Here is an 18183-nt window from a genome sequence, read left to right on the forward strand (position 1 = left end):
ACCCGCGATCAGTTGCGCGGGCGCGAACGCCATCCGCCGCGCCGCTTCGGCGCAGCCATGCCGTGCTGTCCTTCGCGCAGGACTTCCGTCATCGGGTGGCCCTCCTGGCCGTACTCCTCCAGCAGGGCGGCGATCAGCGTGCTTGTCTCGGTGTCGACCGGCAGCGACAGCGCCCAGTCGAAGAAGATCGACCGGCATTCCTCGATCGTGATGCCCTCGATCCGGTAGGCTTCCCGGATCAGCCCCTTGGGGTCCGCGTCGTTCATGTCTCTTCTCCTTCGGGCAGGACCGCCCGGATGATGCCGGCGGCGCGCGCGGTGCGCGCGTCCAGTTCCCCGCGCAGCGCGTCGAGGGTCTCGTGCCCGGTCAGCCGCAGCAGGAAGGCGCAGCCGCCCGCGCCCAGCGTGTCGGGGTTGAGGGGCTTGTCGCTGACCAGCCGCGCGCCGATCTGCAGCGACCAGGCAAGTTCGTAGGCCGCCACCAGCGGGCCGCTGTCGAGCCAGTCCGCCGCCCGCAGCGCCCTTGGCGTCTGGCGCACCGGCTTGCCGGCGGTCAGCGCCGCCGCCTGCCCGATCAGTTCGATCTCCTGCATCCGGCCCGGGCCGATCTTGGCGTCCCACGGGCCGGAGCCGCCCTTTGCCGCCTCGATCCGGCGCAGCATGCTGGCCACCTCCGACAGCACCTTCGTGCGGTCCCGCGGCTCGGCCAGCAGGTCCAGCCGGAAGGCCTCCACGTCGTCGGCGAAGTCGCGCGGGCCTGCGATCACCCGCGCACGGGTCAGCGCGAGGTGTTCCCAGGTCCAGGCTTCTTCCTGCTGGTAGCGCTGGAAAGACGCCCAGGAGGTCGCCACCGGCCCCTGGTTGCCGGAGGGACGGAGCCGCATGTCGACCTCGTAGAGCCGCCCCTCGGACATGCGCGCGGTCATCGCCGTCACCAGCGCCTGCGTCAGCCGCGCGTAATAGGTGCGCGAGGGCAGCGGCCTGCGGCCATCCGAGCTCTCGACGTCCTGCGGATCGTAGATCACGATCAGGTCGAGGTCGGAGCGCGCGTGCAGCCGCCCGGCCCCGAGCGATCCCATCCCCAGCACCACGGCACCGCGTCCCGGCGGCGCGCCGTGTTTCAGCGCGAATTCCTCCTGCACCACCGGCCAGATTGCCGCCAGCACGGCTTCGGCAAGGTCGGCATAGGCGCGGCCCGCCTCCTCCGGCGCCATCATGCCGCGCAGGAGGTGCACGCCTGCGCGGAAGTGCCATTCCTTGGCCCAGCGGCGCGCAAGGTCGAGGCGCCGTTCGTAGTCCGGTTCGGCCTCCAGCACGCGCGACAGCTCTTCTGCCAGCCGGGTCCGGCCGGGCCACTGGCTCCAGAAATCCCCGGCGATGACCGCGTCCAGCACGGACGCGTTGCGCGCGAGGTAGACGGCAAGGTCGGGCGAGGTGCCGACGATGTCCACCAGCAGGTCGGCGAGCTGCGGATTGGCCTCGAACAGCGCGAACAACTGCACGCCCGCGGGCAGCCCTTTCAGGAAACCGTCGAAGGCGGCCAGCGCCTCTTCGGGCCGGGCGGTGGCGGCGAGGCGGCGCAGGATCTCCGGCCGCACGCGCTGCCACAGTTGCTGGGCGCGTTCCGAGCGCAGGCAGGGATAGGTCGACCAGCGGCGCGGCAGGTCGCTGTCCTCGAAGACCTCCGGTTCGGCGCAGGGCGCAGACGAGTCGGGGGCGAAGAAGCCCTCCGTCAGGGAATGCACCTCCGTCAGGCGGTCGACGATCTCCGTCTCCAGGTCGGCCAGGTCACGGCCCATGAGGCAGGCGATGCGGTTCAGCCCCTCCTCGCTGGTCGGCATGTCGTGGGTCTGGGTGTCGTTGACCATCTGGATGCGGTGTTCCACCTCGCGGTGCGCGCGATAATGGCGGACCAGCTTTTCCGAGACATCCTCCGGCACCCAGCCCTTGGCGGTGAGCGCCCGCAGCCCCTCCACCGTGCCTCGCACACGAAGGTCCCGGTCGCGGCCGCCGGCGATCAGCTGGCGCGTCTGGGTGAAGAACTCGATCTCGCGGATGCCGCCACGCCCCAGCTTCATGTTGTGCCCGGCCAGCGTCACCGGCCCGTGCAGCCGCTTGTGCGACCGGATGCGCAGCCGCATGTCATGCGCGTCCTGGATCGCCGCAAAGTCGAGATGCTTGCGCCAGACGAAGGGTTTCAGCGCGGCGAGGAACCGCTCCGCCGCCGGGATGTCCCCCGCCGAGGGCCGCGCCTTGATATAGGCCGCGCGTTCCCAGGTGCGCCCGAAGCTCTCGTAATACCGTTCCGCCGCCTCCATCGCCATGATGACCGGCGTCACCGAAGGATCGGGCCTCAGCCGCAGGTCGGTGCGGAAGACATACCCCTCGCCCGTGGGATCGTTCAGCATCGACGACATCTTGCGCGTGGCGCGCACAAGCGCCGAGCGCGCCTCGAAATAGTCGTCGGGGTCGTAGCGGGTTTCGTCGAAGAGGCAGATCAGGTCGATGTCGGAGGAATAGTTCAGCTCTCCCGCGCCCATCTTGCCCATGGCCAGCACCGCCGCACCGCCCGCCGTCTCCACATCGTCGGCGCTCATGCCGGGCAGCTTGCCGCGCCGGATCTCGTGACCCACGGCCGCCTGCAGCGCCAGCGTGACCGCCAGGTCGGCGAAATCGCTCAGCGCGCCGGTGACGTCCTCCAGCTCCCACGCGCCGGCCAGATCGCAAAGCGCGGTCAGCAGGGCGATCCTCCGCTTCGCCTGCCTCAGCGCGCTGCCGAGCGTATCGGGCGCCACCTCGCGCAGACCGGCGTGTACCGTGGCCAGCGCAGCCTCCATGTCGCCCGCAGCCTCTTCGAGCCAGTCGCCCTCCCGGGCGATCAGGCCCTTGAGATAGGGCGAGGAGCCGCCGGTGCCGCGCAGCAGGTCTGCAACGGCGCCGCTGGCCCAGGGGGCGCTCGACAGGGTTTCCTCCCCCTTCTCGGGATCGAAGGGGCGTGGCAGGCGGGTGATGCGGCTTTCCAGCGTCATGTCTGGCAGATGCTCATGACATCAGCGGCTTGGCAAGCCCTGCGCGCTCTGAGACAAGACGGCCATGCGCCTGCTCATGGTCATAGCCCACCCGCTGAAGGACAGCCTCAGCCACCGCTTCGCCGACCGCCTGTCGCGCGATCTGACAGGGCGCGGGCACGATGTCACGTTGCGCGACCTCTATGCCGAAGGGTTCGCGCCCGCCCTGACCGCCGACGAGCGGCGCGCCTATTACAGCACGCCCTTCGAGGACGAGACCGGGCTGAAGACCTTCGACGGCATGATCCTCGTCTTCCCGACATGGTGGTTCGGCCTGCCTGCGATCCTCAAGGGCTGGATCGATCGGACCTTCCTGCCCGGCGTCGCCTACGCCCACGACCCGGAACACCGCACGCTGCACCCCGGCCTGCCCCGCCTGAAGTCCGTGCTGGCGGTCACCACCATGGGCGCGCCCGCGTGGTACGACCGCCTTGTGGCCCGCCGCCCGGTGTATCGCGCGCTGAAATACGGTGTCTTCAAACCCTGCGCGCCGAAGGCCCGGTTCCGCTTCCTCGCCCTCAACGGGGCCGAGAAGGTCACGCACGCCCGCCTGAACCGTTTCGAGACCCGCCTCACCCGCGCGGCCACCCACCTCTTTCCCACGGAGCCCTGAATGAGCAAGAGCCTCAAACGTGTCCGCGCCGCCATCGAGGCGGCAGGCCTCACCCCCGACATCCGCGAGGTCGGACAGGCCCGCACCGCGCAGGAAGCCGCCGACAGCGTCGGCGTGCACGTCGACCAGATCGCCAAGTCGATCATCTTCCGCGCCGAAACCTCGGGCGAGGCGGTGCTTTTCCTGACCGCGGGCGGCAACCGCGTCTGTGCCGACAAGGCCACGGCGCTGGCGGGCGAACCGCTGGGCAAGGCGGACGCCGGTCTGATCCGGGCGCAGACCGGCTTTGCCATCGGCGGCGTCGCCCCCATCGGCCACCTGAACCCGATCCGCGCCTGGCTCGACCCGCGCCTTCTGGCGTTCGAGGAGGCCTGGGCAGCCGCCGGCACACCGCGCCACGTCTTCCCGATTGACCCCAGGCGCCTGCCCGGCCTGACCGGCGCGGAGACGGCCGACTTCACGCTCTGAGGCACGCGCGGAACGCCCTGCGGCGGCCAGCCGGGCGGGTTTTTCCGGTTCTCGAACCCCCGAAAACCGCCGGAAAACCGCGTCCGGCGCGGGCTTCGGCATGCCAAATGACCATGGCAAAACCCCAAAAATCACACCAGCACGCACCACAACCCATTGTTTTCGCTTACCATCCGCACATCACCCCGCAAATTCCGCGCCAAAATGTAAAAAACCTTCACATCGCCTCTTGATAAGCCGCCCGGCAATCCCGATCTCATGTCATGTGAAAGACATTCACATTCACTTCCAAACGGAGAGAGACATGACCACCGCCGCTTACCAAACGACCCATCTGCCCGCCAACGCAGGCTGGCTGACCCGGGCCGAGGCGTGGCTCGATCACAAGGGCAAAGGCGCCTGGATCGCGGCCATGGTCCTCGGATTCATCTTCTTCTGGCCCGTGGGCCTCGGCCTTCTGGCCTACATGATCTGGAGCAAACGCATGTTCGGCAAAGGATGCGCACAGCGCAAACAGCACTTCCAATCCCACCGCCACACCGCGTGGGCGGCAATGAAGCCCTCGGGCAACATGGCCTTCGACGCCTACAAGCAGGAAACCCTGCGCCGGCTGGAACAGGAACAGGAAGCCTTCGAATCCTTCCTCGAGCGTCTGCGCGAAGCCAAGGACAAGGCGGAGTTCGACCAGTTCATGAACGACCGCGAGAAGCGCGCCGCCGAGTCCGCCAAGACGGTTGACGAAGACGCCTGAGCGTCCCCCGCAGCCATCCGGAAGCGCCCCCGAGGGCGCTTCCCTTTTGTCCCGTCCCCACCGCTGGTAAACTGATGACAGATCTCACCCTACAGGAGCCCCGCATGTACACCGAACCGATGTCCCACCTGCCCGACCCGGAGCGTCAGGCCGGTTTCTACGACGGGGTTCTGGTGAAGCGTTTCCTCGCCTGGATCGTCGACGTGGTGCTGATCGCGCTCGTGACCCTCGTGATCTCCACCGTGACTATCGTCGGCCTGTTCATGATGCCGCTGATCTTCCTCGCGGTGGGTTTCCTCTACCGCTGGATGACGCTGGCGGGCGGTTCCGCCACCTGGGGCATGCGCCTCATGGCGATCGAGTTCCGCAACGCATGGGGCGAACGGCTCGACGGCGGACAGGCTTTCCTGCACGTCCTAGGCTACACGATCAGCATGTCGACCTTCATCATCCAGGTGGTTTCGGTCGTGCTGATGGCAACCTCCGAACGCGGCCAGGGCCTGACCGACATGGTGCTGGGCACCGTCGCCCTCAACCGCCGGGCGTGACCCGCAGCTTCCGGACCCCTCGCAGAAGGGGTCCGGAAGAATCACTTTTGCGCCGCCTTCCCGGGAACCGAACCAATTAACCTTCAGTTAACCAATTGATCAGTAAAGATTGTCCTAATGCCTTCCTGCCCATAAGTGGGGGTTGGCGGGCGGCATGATCGTTGTTACCGTTTCGTTAAACATCCCGGAGTAATGGCACCACCATGCGCCACTCGCTGCCGCTTGCACCGCAATTCTATGTCACCGCTCCGCAGCCCTGCCCTTATCTCGAGGGCCGGATGGAGCGTAAGCTCTTTACCGCGCTGCAGGGCGAAGGATCGCAGAAACTGAACGACTCGCTGTCGAAACAGGGGTTCCGCCGCTCGCAGAACGTGCTCTACCGGCCGTCCTGCTCCGACTGCGCGGCCTGCCTGTCGGCGCGCATCGACGTGCAGAACTTCAAGCCGTCCCGCTCGCAGAAGCGCACGCTGAAGCGCAACGCCCACCTCGAACGCCGCGCGACCAGCCCCTGGGCCACCGAAGACCAGTACGACTTGTTCCGCCGCTACCTCGACGAGCGGCATGCGCAGGGCGGCATGGCCGACATGGACGTGTTCGAATTCGCCGCCATGATCGAAGAGACGCCGATCCGCTCGCGCGTGATCGAATACCTCGACGGCGAGACGGGCGACCTGATCGCCACCTGCCTGACCGACATGCTCGATGACGGGCTGAGCATGGTCTATTCGTTCTACGAGCCATCGCAGGCGAAGAACTCTCTCGGGACGTGGATGATCCTCGACCACATCGACATCGCGCGCGAGGCCGGCCTGCCCTATGTCTACCTGGGCTACTGGGTGCCGGGGTCCGACAAGATGGGCTACAAGGCCCAGTTCGACGCGCTGGAGATCTACCGACAGGGCCGCTGGGAGCGGTTGACCGACCCCACCGCCTACGAGGCGGAGACGCATCCTCTGTCCACCGATCCCATCGCCGAACAGGTCGCCAACATCTCCTTCCCCGACGGGCGCGGCTGACCCTTCAGCCAAGGAACGCTGGGACCGCCGGTGTCATCAGAAGCCCTACCGCCAGCAGGAACACCCCGCGCGCCGCGCGCCGGGCCACCGCGTGGAACTCGGTCGCGGGCTCCATCAGCCATGCCGCCGGGTCGTCCATCTCCATCAGGTGCCTGTCGTGGCGCGTGCTGCCCCGGCGGTGCACCGGGCCGGTCAGTCCGTACGCGCGGACCGGGCCGCGGCTCTCCTGCGGGCCATTTGCCGGGCGGGCCTGTCTCCGCCCCGTGCCTGCGATGCGTGATGCGTACATGATCGTATCCTCGTCTTATTGTCTTCCGCCCGGGTCTGCGCCCGGAACGATGCCAGCGTGGCACCCGATTGGGAAAACATAGCGCACACAATCATACAATTTTATGGCGAACTTTAACTCAACCTAAAAGAATGTGGCAGATGTGGCGCGGCGCCCTCACTTCCCCTGCCGCAACGAAAACGCCCCCGCGGTGATCCGCGGGGGCGTCTTTTTCACGGGTCATCCCGGTGCACGTCAGCCGCTGCCCAGCAGCGCCGGAACGATGGTGACCACGCCCGGGAAGACCGCCAGCAGCAGCAGCCCCACCACCTGGATGATCACGAAGGGGATCACGCCGCGGTAGATGTGCCCGGTGGTGACCTCCTTCGGCGCCACGCCGCGCAGGTAGAACAGCGCAAAGCCGAAAGGCGGTGTCAGGAACGAGGTCTGAAGGTTCACCGCGATCATGATCGTCACCCACTTCGGATCGAAATGCGCGCCGTAGATCACCGGGCCGACGATCGGCACCACGATGTAGATGATCTCGAGGAAGTCGAGCACGAAGCCCAGCACGAAGAGCACCAGCATCACGATGATGAACACCGTGCGCACATCGTCGAAGCTCTTGAGGAACTCCTGGATGTAATGCTCGCCCCCGAAGGAGATCACCACGAGGTTCAGAAGCTGCGAGGCGATGAGGATGGTGAAGACCATCGACGTCACCTTGGCCGTCTCCCGCACCGCCGGCGTCAGCACGCCCGAGGTGAACAGCACCCAGCACGAGAACAGCAGGCCGAACAGCGCGTAGAGCCACAGGATGTAGGTGAAGACGAAGGCGACCCACGTTTCGATGCTGACGGTTTCGGTGTTGATCCGCAGGTCGAAGTTCATCCCCATAAGGATCATCCCGATCACGGCCAGCGTGGTCCAGATGATGACCTTCGGGCTGCGGCCCTGGTCGCCCAGCTTGCGATAGGCCGCCAGCATGATGGCACCGGCCGCCCCGAGCGCCGCGGCGGGCGTCGGGTTGGTGATGCCGCCCAGGATCGACCCCAGCACCGCCACGATCAGCACCAGCGGGGGGAAGACCACGCGCAGGAGCTCGTTCTTCGACAACAGCTTGAAACCATAGGCGACGCCGAACAGGGTGATCGCCCATGGGATCGCCATCAGCACCACCGTCATGCCCGCCGAGGTGGTCGGCCGCAGCAGCAGCCAGTCCACCAGCAGGCCCAGCACGACGCCGAAGGCGCCGATCTGCAACGGGCGCGGATCGGAGGACGGGGACACGCCGCGCGCCACCGCGAGGATCAGGCCGAAGATCACCGCCAGCGTGGCGATGCCCACACCGATCGGGGCCGCGTCCGAAATCATCCCGGCGCGGATCGACGCGATCTCTTCCGGGGAGCGCCGGACGCTTTCCTGGATGCCGCCGGCTTCGTCGATGGCCGTCTGCTCGGCCACCGCGCGGTCCCAGGCCTCCTGCCCGTGCAGCTCGATCATCGAGGTCTTGCAGGCATCGCTCACGTTGGTCCGCAGGGACGCGGTCGCCGCGGTGTCGGAGAAGCTGTTAACCGTGAACGACTGGCTGCCGACGATGTTGAGCTGCGCCAGCACCATGGTGCCTGCGACCAGCAGGATCGGAACGCCGAGGTACCAGGTAAAGGCCTCACCGCGCGTGACCGGCTCGTTGTGGCTGTCCTCGGCCATGACCGGCGGCGCCTTGTGCGGCTTCAGCATCGCGTAGCCGAAGGCATAGGCGGCATAGAGGAACGCCAGAAGAATGCCCGGCAGCAGCGCCGCCTGGAACAGCGTGCCGACGGAGACCACCGCCGGCTTGCCGAGGAAGGTCAGCGCGTCGGTACAGCCCGCCGCCTGCGCCCGGGCGTCCTGCGCCGTGGCGTAAAGGTCGCCCGCCAGCGTCCCCAGAAGAACGATGACGATGGACGGCGGAATGATCTGACCCAGCGTACCCGACGCCGCGATCACCCCCGTCGCCAGTTCCGGCGAGTAGTTGTTGCGCAGCATGGTCGGCAGGGCGAGCAGGCCCATTGTGACCACGGTCGCGCCGACGATGCCGGTCGATGCGGCAAGGAACGCGCCCACCACGACGATGGACACCGCCAGACCGCCCGGAAGCGGGCCGAAGACGCGCGCCATGGTGGTCAGCAGGTCGTTGGCGATCTTCGAGCGTTCCAGCACGATCCCCATCAGCACGAACATCAGCACCGCCAGCAGCGTCTCGATGGACTGGCCCGCGATGACGCGTTCGTTGATGCGGTTGGTGATGCCCGCGACGGTGCGCTTCAGCCCCTCTTCCCAGCCGCCGGCGGGAAAGATCGACTCCGTGGGCACCCTTGGCAGTTCGGGGTATCGGAAGATCGATATGTTCGACGGGTTGACGCCGGAGGCGACCAGATCCCGGTACTGCTGCGAGGACGTGTCCATCGCCTGGTGGATCAGGATCCCGGCACTGTCGAGCGCGGCGATGATCCCGAAGGAAATGACCCCTGCGCCACCGATGGCAAACGCCACCGGAAAGCCCGAAAGGATCGCGGCAAAGAGCGTCAGAAAGACGATGATCAGTCCGATCTCGACGCCATCAAGTCCGAATAGCATGTTGTTCGATCCTTCAGAATTCGGCGTGGTCGTAGGCTTCTTCGCCCGTTTCCACCTTGTCCCTGTCGAGGTACTTGCCCTCCGACTCCTCTCCTTCGACGAACTCGAGGTACGAGCGGAAGAAGAAGGTCCATGCCTGGATGAAGATCATGCCGACCATGATCACCATCAGGATCTTGAACAGGAAGTAGGCGGTGAAGCCGTTGGGGCTGAACCCGATGGTCTCCACGTTCCAGCGCAGCGCGCGGGCCTTCATCTCCAGCCGGTCCAGCGGATCGGTGGGATTGACCGGCGGCACGATCAGCGACCGCCACTGGAAGTACCAGGTATACAGCCAGATCAGCGTCGCCATGGGGATCATGAAGAACAGCGACCCCGCCATGTCGATGATCCGCTTGGTGCGGAAGCTGACCGCGGAATAGACGAGGTCGACCCGCACGTGGCCGCCCTGGATGAAGGTGTAGGCAAGGCACAGTGCCACCACCATCGCGTTGTAAAGCTTCAGCTCTTCCGCCCACCACGAGATGTCGAACCCGATGGGGATGCCGAAGCCCACGACGATGTCCGGCCGCGCGAATATGCGCTGGATGAAGACGATGATCACCTGCTGCAGGACCATCAGGAGGCCCGCCCAGGCGAAGAAGCGCCCGACCCAGTTGCCGAAGAACTCAAGCCCGATCACCACGCCCCAGAGGAAGGACCGCTTCCACAGGCCGATCGCGAAGAGCACGAGGAAGAAGGTGACGACGATGAACCACAGCTCCACCGAGGCGCCGTAGTAGATGAAGCGCATGATGGCCGTCTGATCGCTCCAGTCCAGCCAGCTGGCCGGATGGGTGATGGCGTACCCAAGGTTGTAGAAAGACATGGCGATGTTCTGCAGGACCCAACCGATCCCGCTCAGAATCCCGCCGCCTGCCGCGGTCTCGTCCATGATGACCCCCAATTGTCCCGGTGGCCGCCGGCCCCTTTCGGACCGCCTGCGGCACGACGGGCGCGGCGCGCGAGGCGCAGCGCCCGGATGCGGAAACGGAGCCCCCCGCAGGGGGCCCCGTCACCCGTTCGGTCTCGGTTACTGCCCCAGCACGCGCACGCGCTGCTGCACGTAGAAGCCGTCCGACTTGTTGATCCAGCTTGCGGAGGTCGCGAGGCTCTCCTCGAAGGAGTTGCGGATCTTGGCGAACAGCTCGTCGTTCATGTTCTCGTCCATGACTTCCTTCGACGCCGCACCGAAGGCGTCCCACACGTCGTCCGAGAACTGCAGCGTCTTCACGCCCTGCGCCTGCAGACGCGCCAGCGCCGCACCGTTGTTGGCCAGCGTCTCGGCCAGCTGGTAGTGCGTGGTCGCCATGGAGCCGTAGTTCAGGATCGCCTTGTGGGTGTCGCTGAGGTCGTTCCAGACGTCGAGGTTGACGTTCGCCGACAGAGCGGAGCCCGGCTCGTGGAAACCGGCGGTGTAGTAGATCTTCGCCACTTCCTGGAAGCCGGCGCGCTCGTCCGCCAGCGGGCCGACCCACTCCAGACCATCGAGGGCACCGGAGGACAAAGCCTGGTACAACTCGCCGCCCGGGATGTTCTGGACCGATGCGCCCAGCTTGCCCAGCACCTGGCCGCCAAGGCCCGGCATGCGGAACTTCAGGCCGTTGAAGTCGTCGGCCGACTTGATCTCGTTGCGGAACCAGCCGCCCGACTGCGAACCGGAGTTGCCCGCCATCAGGCCCTTCAGGTTGAAGATCATGCCCAGTTCGTCGTGCAGCTCCTGGCCGCCGCCGTGGTAGTACCAGTTCACCATTTCCTGCGCGGTACCGCCGAACGGCACGGCCGTGTAATAGGCAAAGCCCGGGTGCTGGCCGATGAAGTAGTAGTCGGCGGCGTGGTACATGTCGGCCTGGCCCGAGGACACGGCGTCGAACACTTCGAACGCGCCCACCAGCTCGCCCGGGGCCTTCAGGTCGATGGTCAGGTTGCCGTCGGACAGCTCGCCGACGAATTTCACGAGGTACTGCGCCGCGTCATCGAGAACCGCGAAACCGCGCGGCCACGACGTCACCATGGTCAGCGTGCGCTGGCCCTGTGCATAGACCGGAGCGGCCAGCGTGGACGCAGCTGCAGCGCCCGCGCCCACGGTGGACGCGCGAAGAAAAGAACGACGATCCATTGAAATCCTCCCAGATTGTTCTTGATGCGCAGGGCTCCCCACTCTGCGCGGATCGTTGAAAGTGGAGGCAGACTAGGTACGATTCCCGGGGTTGGAAATACCCACTACTGCGCAGACGGGCCGGATAAATGACCCGAAAATGCCGCTCGTGACGGGAACCTGCCCCCGAAATACAACCTATGGTAAACTAATCGCGGCGGTGAACTTCACTCATGCGCGAATCTGTGTTACGATTTGATGTATTCAAACCATACCTTTACGGCCCGCGGAGGCTGCCTTGAAACCCTTGAACAGCCAGCCATATTTCACCTGTCCCTCCACAACCGCCGCCGGAGCGCATCCCGCGTCCAGAGTTCCCCTCCCCCTCGACGACCGGACCGCTGGATGCCTTCCCTGCCACCACTCACGAAACGGCGGTTTCCTGTCTGCAGCGCCTGCATAGCCAGGACCTGCGACGGGGCACACCGGCCGCCATCGCGCATTCCCCCGATGGCGGCCGGGCTGTCCCGGCAAGCGGCCCGAACCGCCAGCCCGACAACGCCTTCACGACAAGGCCTTCCACGGCAATGACCCGCCCGGCAGCTTCACCTTGGTCCTGTTGGCGCCCGGGTCACTCGAACCGCAGCCGCGCCACGGCGTAGACCAGCAGACCCGCACTGACCGCCGCGCCCAGCAGGTAGGGCGCGTGCAGCGCCACCGCCCGGCCCATGTCCGGCTCCAGCACCGAGACCAGCGCCCCGGCCCCCATCGCCCCCAGCGGCATCGCGCCCCAGCCGAGGAAGCGGTAGACGGAGTTCACCCGCCCCAGCAGCGCATCCGGGATCAGCCGCTGGCGGTAGCTGACCGTCACCACGTTCCACAACATGCCCCCCAGCGCCTCGGTGAACAGCGCCAGCCCCGCCACCACGGGCGATGCGAAAAGACCCAGCATCAGGTGCACCGCCACGAAGAGGACCAGCGCCACCAGCAGCGCCGCCCGCATCCCCAGCCGACCCGCCACGCGCGGCGCCGTCAATCCGCCCAGCACGCCGCCGCAGGCGCCCAGCGTCAGCAGCAGGCCGTAGCCTGCCGAGGACATCCCCAGCACCTCCTGCGCATATAGCACCAGTACCGTCATGCCGCCGGTGAAGACCGCGTTGATGATGCCCAGCATCACCGCCAGCCGCAGCACTGTCGGATTGGCGCGCATCCACGCCAGCCCCTCCACCAGCGCGGGCCAGAACCGCGCCGCGGCGCCGCCCGGCCGCGCCGGCAGCGCGATCAGCCAGACCAGCGCGGCGGAAATGGCGTAGAAGGACGCATCCGCCCCGAAGGGCAGCGCGATGGACGAGGCGATCAGCAGCCCGGCCAGCGGCGGCCCGATGAACTGCCCCGTGACCTGCTCGGCGCTCCACATCTGGCCGTTGGCCCGCTCCAGCGCATCATGCGGCACGATGGAGGGCAGCACCGTCTGGGCGGCGTTGTCGCGGATCACCTCCGCCGTGCCGAACAGGAAGGCGATCAGCACCAGCGCCCAGATCCCGCCCTCCTGCACCGGCGACAGGACCATGCCCAGCGTCAGCCCCATCAGCACCACGCGCACGAGGTCGGCGCGCACCATCATCAGCCGCCGGTCGGAGCGGTCGGTCCAGACGCCCGCAGGCAGCGCGAACAGCGTCCACGGCAGGCGCTGCGCGGTGGCGACGGCGGCGATCAGCACCGGGTCCTGCGTCAGCAGCGTCGCGAGCCAGGGCAGCGCCACCATGCCGATCCCGTCGCCAAGGTTCGACACCGCGCTGGCCGAGATCAGCAGCCGGTAGTTGCGGTTTTCCCGGATCAATGCGCCTGCCATGTCCTGCCCCTCATGCCGGTGTTTCCCGCAGGCTAGTGCGCCGCGCCCCGGACCGGAAGCCGCATTCCGGGCCGCCCTGCCCGCCCGCACGACCGTTGCCCCTTTTCCCCGGCCCCGTGCTCTGCTTTCATTGCGCCATGGGCCTGATGAAACGCCACCGCCTCTCCTACGGTCAGAAGCTCTTCCTGCTGGCCTCGCTGCCGCTGATCCTCGCGGTGTCCGCCATAGCCCTTCTGGTGGCGGAACAGGCGCGCACGCTGGCCGACCGCGAGATCCGCGGCCTCGAGACCCAGCTCATCGAGGCGAAGAAGCGCGAACTGAGGAACTACGTCACGCAGGCCCGCAACGGTTTCTACTTCATCTACGGCTCCGCCCCGCCCGACGACGAGGACGCCAAGCGGCAGGTCATGCAGATCCTCGCCGCGATGATCTACGGCGACGAGGGCTTCTTCTTCGTCTACGACTACGACGGGCTGAACCTCGTCTCGCCCCGCCAGACGGAACTGATCAACACCAACCAGTGGGAGATGCGCGACAGCGAAGGCACCCCCGTGGTGCAGGAGTTCATCAACACCGCCCGCTCCGGCGCGGGCTACGTCGAACACCTCTGGCCCAAACCCTCCACGGGCGAGGACGCGCGGATGATCACCTATGTCACCTCCTTCCCGTCATGGCGGTGGGCGGTGGGCACCGGCGTCTTCATCGACGACGTGCTCCAGACCGTCGCCGCCGCCCGGGCAGAGGTCGAGGACCGCGTTCACCGCACCTTCCAGTGGATCGGCGCCATCACCCTCTCGGCGCTGCTCCTGGTCTTCATCTCCGGCCTCGTCATCAACATCCGCGAACGCCGCCTGGCCGACGCCAAGCTCAAGCACCTGACCCAGCGCGTGCTCGACGCGCAGGAGGACGAACGCGGCCGCGTCGCGCGTGAACTGCACGACAGCATCAGCCAGATCCTCGTGGGGGTGAGATACGCTCTCGACATCGCCCGCCGCCGGCTGTCCTCCGGCGATCCGCGCGCCGAGGAATCGCTGGCCAAGGGCGCCGACAACCTCTCTCGCGCGATCACCGAGGTGCGGCGCATCTCGCGCGACCTGCGCCCCGGCGTGCTGGACGACCTCGGCCTTGGCCCGGCGATCAAGTCGCTGACCGACGACTTCCGCACCCGCACAGGCATCGACACGCGGTTCGAAACCGTGGTCTTCCGCAACCGGCTGTCGCAGGACGCCAAGATCGCGCTCTACCGCATCGCGCAGGAGGCGCTGACCAACGTCGAACGCCATTCCGGCGCGACCGAGGTGTCGATCGACCTGCGCGGCCACCGGTCCGGCGCCACGCTGCGGGTCGTCGACAACGGAAAGGGCATGGGCGACCGCAGCCGCCCCACCACGGGCATCGGCCTCAGAAACATGCAGGAGCGGATGGATCAGCTCGGCGGAACGCTCAGGGTGCTTTCCTCGCGCACCGGGACCGTGGTAGAGGCACAGGTCCCCCTCTCCCACCTGCTGCCGCCGGAAGAAGGCGCGCCCAAACGGAAGGCCAAAGGATGACGACGCGCGTGACCATCGTCGACGACCACCCGCTTGTGGCCGAAGGCATCGAAGCCATCCTCGACAGCTACGACGACATTTCCGTCGTGGCGACGCTGTCGGACGGGCAGTCGATGATCGACCGGCTGGAAGAGCTGAACCCCGACGTGATCCTCATGGACCTGAACATGCCGGGCCTCGGCGGTCTGTCGGCGACCGAGATGATCCTCGAACGTGCGCCCGACACCCGCATCCTCGTGCTCTCGATGCACGACACGCCGGAATACATCTCGACCGCGCTCAGCCACGGCGCGCGGGGCTACGTGCTGAAGGACGTGCCCACCGACGAGATCAAGCATGCCATCGACGCGGTGATGCGGGGCGAACGGTATCTCTGCACCGGGGCCTCCGGGGCGCTGACCCCGATCAACACCGGCGGGCGCGACCCTCTGACCACCCGCGAACAGACCATCCTGCTGCAACTGGCGCAGGGCAAGTCCAACAAGGAGGTGGCCGTGGCGCTCGACATCTCCGTGCGCACGGTGGAAACCCACCGCAAGAACATCAAGCGCAAGCTGGGCATCGCCACCACCGCAGGCCTGACCCGCTACGCGCTGGAACACGGCGTCCTGCAGGGCACCAGCGTCAACTTCTGACGCGCAGCGCGACCTCAGCCACATGCCGATGCCAAGAAAAAACCGGCTCCCGAAGGAGCCGGTAGAGGTAACGTGCCTTGGGTAGTTCTTGCGTCAGATGTTGACGCCAGTCTCATGCGGATCGCAACCGAGGTCAGGAGCGGACAGGACCGCAGGAACCAACAGCACCGCATTCGCTTCCGCCGCACCGGCCATGTCGGGCTCCGCCTTGGGTACGCCGCCCAACACCAGTGCCGCACCGATCAACCCCACCAGGGCCGCCGCCTTGCACAGGGTGAAATCACGAAAGAAGACGTTACGGGTCATCGCTGAAAATCCCTCGGGTCTGCTCGGCGCTCTTCGATGCCGCCTGCTTCGACAGTGCGGGAAAGCGTTGATCCGATCAACTCACGAATTTGAGCAGAAATGTTGCAGAATCGGCACGACACCCCATGGTGCGCCAGCCCTTCGCCCGGCAAACCATTGAAACCCTTGGCTCCACGCCCCCTGCAAGACCTTTCGTCAAGCGACCCCTGCGAAGATGCACAACTGCCCCGCGCAATCGGATATCGGCGCATCTCCGCTCAAATCCCGCGCTTTGGCGGCGACAAAAATTCCAAGAACGCCCCCTCTGGCGCAACAAATGGAAAAATATCTGCGCGAAATGCCCCCTCACAGGGCTTTCTGCGGTTGACGCCCCGGCGCATGGCCCATACAACTGCCCCCGCAAGAAGGAGCCTCTGGCATGATCACTCTAGTAGTCATCGTAGGAGAAAGGCGCATGGGCCGCTAACGCGGACACCCTTCCAGGTCCCCATGCGCCCCCGTCAGCCGACCGGGGGCTTTTTTATGCCCGCTGCCCGCGCAGCGCGATGCAATACCGAACCCGGGCAATCCCGCCCAAGTGTCAAGATCGGAGACAGTTATGACACGTCAGATGACCGGAGCGAAAATGGTGGTCCAGGCCCTCAAGGATCAGGGCGTGGAAGTCGTATTCGGCTACCCGGGCGGCGCGGTTCTACCGATTTATGACGAGATCTTTCAGCAGAACGACATCCGTCACGTTCTGGTGCGGCACGAACAGGGCGCGGTGCACATGGCCGAGGGCTATGCCCGCTCGACCGGCAAGCCGGGCGTCGTGCTCGTGACCTCGGGCCCGGGCGCCACGAACGCCGTGACCGGCCTGACCGATGCGCTGATGGACTCGATCCCGCTGGTTGTCCTCACCGGCCAGGTGCCGACCTTCATGATCGGCTCCGACGCCTTCCAGGAGGCCGACACCGTCGGCATCACCCGCCCCTGCACCAAGCACAACTGGCTGGTGAAGGAGACGGAGCGCCTGTCCGCCACCATCCACGAGGCCTTCCACGTCGCCACCGCCGGCCGTCCCGGCCCGGTGCTCGTCGACATCCCGAAGGACGTGCAGTTCGCCTCGGCCACCTACCAGCCGAAGCCCTCGGTCTCGACCCGGCACTACCAGCCGCAGGTCAAGGGCGACATGGAGATGATCGAGGACCTCGTGGAGGCGATCGAGACCGCCGAGAAGCCGGTGTTCTACACCGGCGGAGGCGTCATCAACTCCGGCCCGGCGGCCTCGCAGCTGCTGCGCGAACTGGTGGAGGCCACCGGCTTCCCGATCACCTCCACGCTGATGGGTCTCGGCGCCTACCCCGCGTCGGGCAAGGCCTGGCTGGGGATGCTGGGGATGCACGGTCTTTACGAGGCCAACCTCGCGATGCACGGCTGCGACCTGATGATCAACCTCGGCGCCCGCTTCGACGACCGGATCACCGGCCGCATCGACGCGTTCAGCCCGGACAGCCGCAAGGTGCACGTCGACATCGACCCGTCCTCGATCAACAAGGTCATCAAGACCGACATCCCGATCGTCGGCGACATCGCCCATGTCCTCGAGGACGTGCTGGCGCTCTGGAAATCGCGCGGCCGCAAGGTCAACCGCGAGGCGCTGGCCAAGTGGTGGAAGCGCATCGACGAATGGAAGAAGGTCAACTGCCTGTCCTACAAGAACTCCGACAAGACGATCAAACCGCAGTACGCGCTGCAGCGTCTCGAAGAACTCACCAAGGGTAAGGACCGCTACATCTGCACCGAGGTCGGCCAGCACCAGATGTGGGCGGCGCAGTTCCTCGGCTTCGAGGACCCGAACCGCTGGATGACCTCCGGTGGCCTCGGCACGATGGGCTACGGCTTCCCGGCCTCCATCGGCGTGCAGATGGCGCATCCCGAAAGCCTCGTCATCAACGTGGCGGGCGAAGCCTCGTGGCTGATGAACATGCAGGAGCTCGGCACCGCGACCCAGTACCGCCTGCCGGTCAAGCAGTTCATCCTCAACAACGAGCGCCTCGGCATGGTCCGCCAGTGGCAGCAGCTCCTGCACGGCGAGCGTTACTCGCACTCGTGGTCGGAATCGCTGCCCGACTTCGTGAAGCTGGCAGAGGCCTTCGGCTGCAAGGGTATCTCGATCTCCGATCCCGCCGACCTCGACGACGCGATCATGGAGATGCTGGAGTACGACGGCCCGGTGGTCTTCGACTGCCTCGTCGAGAAGCACGAGAACTGCTTCCCGATGATCCCCTCGGGCGAGCCGCACAACAAGATGCTGCTCGGCGAAGCCAAGGCCACCAACGCCATCGCCGGCAAGGGCGCGGTTCTGGTGTAA

Annotated in this window: 16 protein-coding genes; 8 read left to right on the forward strand and 8 right to left on the reverse strand. The window is 66.4% G+C overall.

Translation table 11 applies throughout. The features are described from left to right. Positions 1-8: 8 nt before the first annotated feature. Both QNI11_RS10465 and QNI11_RS10470 read right to left on the reverse strand, forming a co-directional pair. Positions 9-266 (reverse strand): hypothetical protein, encoded by a 258-nt coding sequence (locus QNI11_RS10465; RefSeq protein ID WP_283983368.1) that lies wholly within the window; start codon positions 264-266, stop codon positions 9-11. Next, positions 263-3028, reverse strand: coding sequence for a glutamine-synthetase adenylyltransferase (locus QNI11_RS10470; protein WP_283983369.1), 2766 nt, complete (start codon positions 3026-3028; stop codon positions 263-265). Before QNI11_RS10470 ends, QNI11_RS10465 begins: the two co-directional genes overlap by 4 nt. Before the next feature lie 64 nt (positions 3029-3092). Between QNI11_RS10470 and QNI11_RS10475 the strand changes: the two genes are divergently transcribed. The 5 genes from QNI11_RS10475 to QNI11_RS10495 all read left to right on the forward strand — a co-directional run bounded on the left by QNI11_RS10475 (position 3093) and on the right by QNI11_RS10495 (position 6463). Beyond that, the gene (locus QNI11_RS10475) at positions 3093-3680 is read left to right on the forward strand and encodes an NAD(P)H-dependent oxidoreductase (protein ID WP_283983370.1); all 588 of its coding nucleotides are present in this window, start codon (positions 3093-3095) and stop codon (positions 3678-3680) included. Then, positions 3681-4148 carry a YbaK/EbsC family protein gene (locus QNI11_RS10480; protein WP_283983371.1) on the forward strand — a complete coding sequence of 156 codons (468 nt, stop codon included), beginning with the start codon at positions 3681-3683 and terminating at the stop codon, positions 4146-4148. A 304-nt stretch (positions 4149-4452) separates the two neighbouring features. Next, positions 4453-4899 (forward strand): DUF2852 domain-containing protein, encoded by a 447-nt coding sequence (locus QNI11_RS10485; RefSeq protein ID WP_100930518.1) that lies wholly within the window; start codon positions 4453-4455, stop codon positions 4897-4899. A gap of 104 nt (positions 4900-5003) precedes the next feature. Beyond that, positions 5004-5447 (forward strand): RDD family protein, encoded by a 444-nt coding sequence (locus QNI11_RS10490; RefSeq protein WP_198521771.1) that lies wholly within the window; start codon positions 5004-5006, stop codon positions 5445-5447. Positions 5448-5650: 203 nt separating this feature from the next. Then, positions 5651-6463, forward strand: a complete 813-nt coding sequence (locus QNI11_RS10495; protein WP_100930517.1) for an arginyltransferase — start codon at positions 5651-5653, stop codon at positions 6461-6463. Positions 6464-6467: 4 nt separating this feature from the next. Here the strand turns inward: QNI11_RS10495 and QNI11_RS10500 are convergent, their stop codons facing one another. From QNI11_RS10500 to QNI11_RS10520, 5 genes are all read right to left on the reverse strand, one after another. After that, positions 6468-6752 (reverse strand): hypothetical protein, encoded by a 285-nt coding sequence (locus tag QNI11_RS10500; protein WP_283983372.1) that lies wholly within the window; start codon positions 6750-6752, stop codon positions 6468-6470. 234 nt (positions 6753-6986) lie between these two features. After that, positions 6987-9350: a TRAP transporter large permease subunit gene (locus QNI11_RS10505; protein WP_283983373.1), complete on the reverse strand. Its 2364-nt coding sequence runs from the start codon at positions 9348-9350 to the stop codon at positions 6987-6989. A gap of 13 nt (positions 9351-9363) precedes the next feature. After that, positions 9364-10284, reverse strand: a complete 921-nt coding sequence (locus tag QNI11_RS10510) for a TRAP transporter small permease subunit (protein WP_100930514.1) — start codon at positions 10282-10284, stop codon at positions 9364-9366. A 138-nt stretch (positions 10285-10422) separates the two neighbouring features. Continuing rightward, positions 10423-11508, reverse strand: a complete 1086-nt coding sequence (locus QNI11_RS10515) for a TRAP transporter substrate-binding protein (RefSeq protein WP_100930513.1) — start codon at positions 11506-11508, stop codon at positions 10423-10425. Between the two features lie 610 nt (positions 11509-12118). Beyond that, on the reverse strand, positions 12119-13339 hold the full coding sequence (locus QNI11_RS10520) for an MFS transporter (protein WP_283983374.1): 1221 nt from the start codon (positions 13337-13339) through the stop codon (positions 12119-12121). Positions 13340-13476: 137 nt separating this feature from the next. On the opposite strand from QNI11_RS10520, the gene QNI11_RS10525 reads away from it, so the two are divergent. Together QNI11_RS10525 and QNI11_RS10530 are read left to right on the forward strand one after the other, a co-directional pair. Further along, positions 13477-14889, forward strand: a complete 1413-nt coding sequence (locus QNI11_RS10525) for a cache domain-containing protein (protein ID WP_100931059.1) — start codon at positions 13477-13479, stop codon at positions 14887-14889. Then, entirely contained in the window at positions 14886-15524 is a 639-nt protein-coding gene (locus QNI11_RS10530; protein ID WP_283983375.1) for a response regulator transcription factor, read from the forward strand. Before QNI11_RS10525 ends, QNI11_RS10530 begins: the two co-directional genes overlap by 4 nt. A 93-nt stretch (positions 15525-15617) precedes the next feature. Here the strand turns inward: QNI11_RS10530 and QNI11_RS10535 are convergent, their stop codons facing one another. Then, positions 15618-15830 carry a hypothetical protein gene (locus QNI11_RS10535; RefSeq protein WP_100930510.1) on the reverse strand — a complete coding sequence of 71 codons (213 nt, stop codon included), beginning with the start codon at positions 15828-15830 and terminating at the stop codon, positions 15618-15620. Between the two features lie 598 nt (positions 15831-16428). On the opposite strand from QNI11_RS10535, the gene QNI11_RS10540 reads away from it, so the two are divergent. Then, on the forward strand, positions 16429-18183 hold the full coding sequence (locus tag QNI11_RS10540; protein WP_100930509.1) for an acetolactate synthase 3 large subunit: 1755 nt from the start codon (positions 16429-16431) through the stop codon (positions 18181-18183).

This window comes from Sagittula sp. MA-2, assembly GCF_030126985.1.
Taxonomy (GTDB): Bacteria; Pseudomonadota; Alphaproteobacteria; order Rhodobacterales; family Rhodobacteraceae; genus Sagittula.

Excerpts from the sequence above, each read along its gene's own strand:
- QNI11_RS10465 (WP_283983368.1), bottom strand. The coding sequence starts at position 266 with ATGAACGACGCGGACCCCAAGGGGCTGATCCGGGAAGCCTACCGGATC.
- QNI11_RS10470 (WP_283983369.1), bottom strand. The coding sequence starts at position 3,028 with ATGACGCTGGAAAGCCGCATCACCCGCCTGCCACGCCCCTTCGATCCC.
- QNI11_RS10475 (WP_283983370.1), top strand. The coding sequence starts at position 3,093 with ATGCGCCTGCTCATGGTCATAGCCCACCCGCTGAAGGACAGCCTCAGC.
- QNI11_RS10480 (WP_283983371.1), top strand. The coding sequence starts at position 3,681 with ATGAGCAAGAGCCTCAAACGTGTCCGCGCCGCCATCGAGGCGGCAGGC.
- QNI11_RS10485 (WP_100930518.1), top strand. The coding sequence starts at position 4,453 with ATGACCACCGCCGCTTACCAAACGACCCATCTGCCCGCCAACGCAGGC.
- QNI11_RS10490 (WP_198521771.1), top strand. The coding sequence starts at position 5,004 with ATGTACACCGAACCGATGTCCCACCTGCCCGACCCGGAGCGTCAGGCC.
- QNI11_RS10495 (WP_100930517.1), top strand. The coding sequence starts at position 5,651 with ATGCGCCACTCGCTGCCGCTTGCACCGCAATTCTATGTCACCGCTCCG.
- QNI11_RS10500 (WP_283983372.1), bottom strand. The coding sequence starts at position 6,752 with ATGTACGCATCACGCATCGCAGGCACGGGGCGGAGACAGGCCCGCCCG.
- QNI11_RS10505 (WP_283983373.1), bottom strand. The coding sequence starts at position 9,350 with ATGCTATTCGGACTTGATGGCGTCGAGATCGGACTGATCATCGTCTTT.
- QNI11_RS10510 (WP_100930514.1), bottom strand. The coding sequence starts at position 10,284 with ATGGACGAGACCGCGGCAGGCGGCGGGATTCTGAGCGGGATCGGTTGG.
- QNI11_RS10515 (WP_100930513.1), bottom strand. The coding sequence starts at position 11,508 with ATGGATCGTCGTTCTTTTCTTCGCGCGTCCACCGTGGGCGCGGGCGCT.
- QNI11_RS10520 (WP_283983374.1), bottom strand. The coding sequence starts at position 13,339 with ATGGCAGGCGCATTGATCCGGGAAAACCGCAACTACCGGCTGCTGATC.
- QNI11_RS10525 (WP_100931059.1), top strand. The coding sequence starts at position 13,477 with ATGGGCCTGATGAAACGCCACCGCCTCTCCTACGGTCAGAAGCTCTTC.
- QNI11_RS10530 (WP_283983375.1), top strand. The coding sequence starts at position 14,886 with ATGACGACGCGCGTGACCATCGTCGACGACCACCCGCTTGTGGCCGAA.
- QNI11_RS10535 (WP_100930510.1), bottom strand. The coding sequence starts at position 15,830 with ATGACCCGTAACGTCTTCTTTCGTGATTTCACCCTGTGCAAGGCGGCG.
- QNI11_RS10540 (WP_100930509.1), top strand. The coding sequence starts at position 16,429 with ATGACACGTCAGATGACCGGAGCGAAAATGGTGGTCCAGGCCCTCAAG.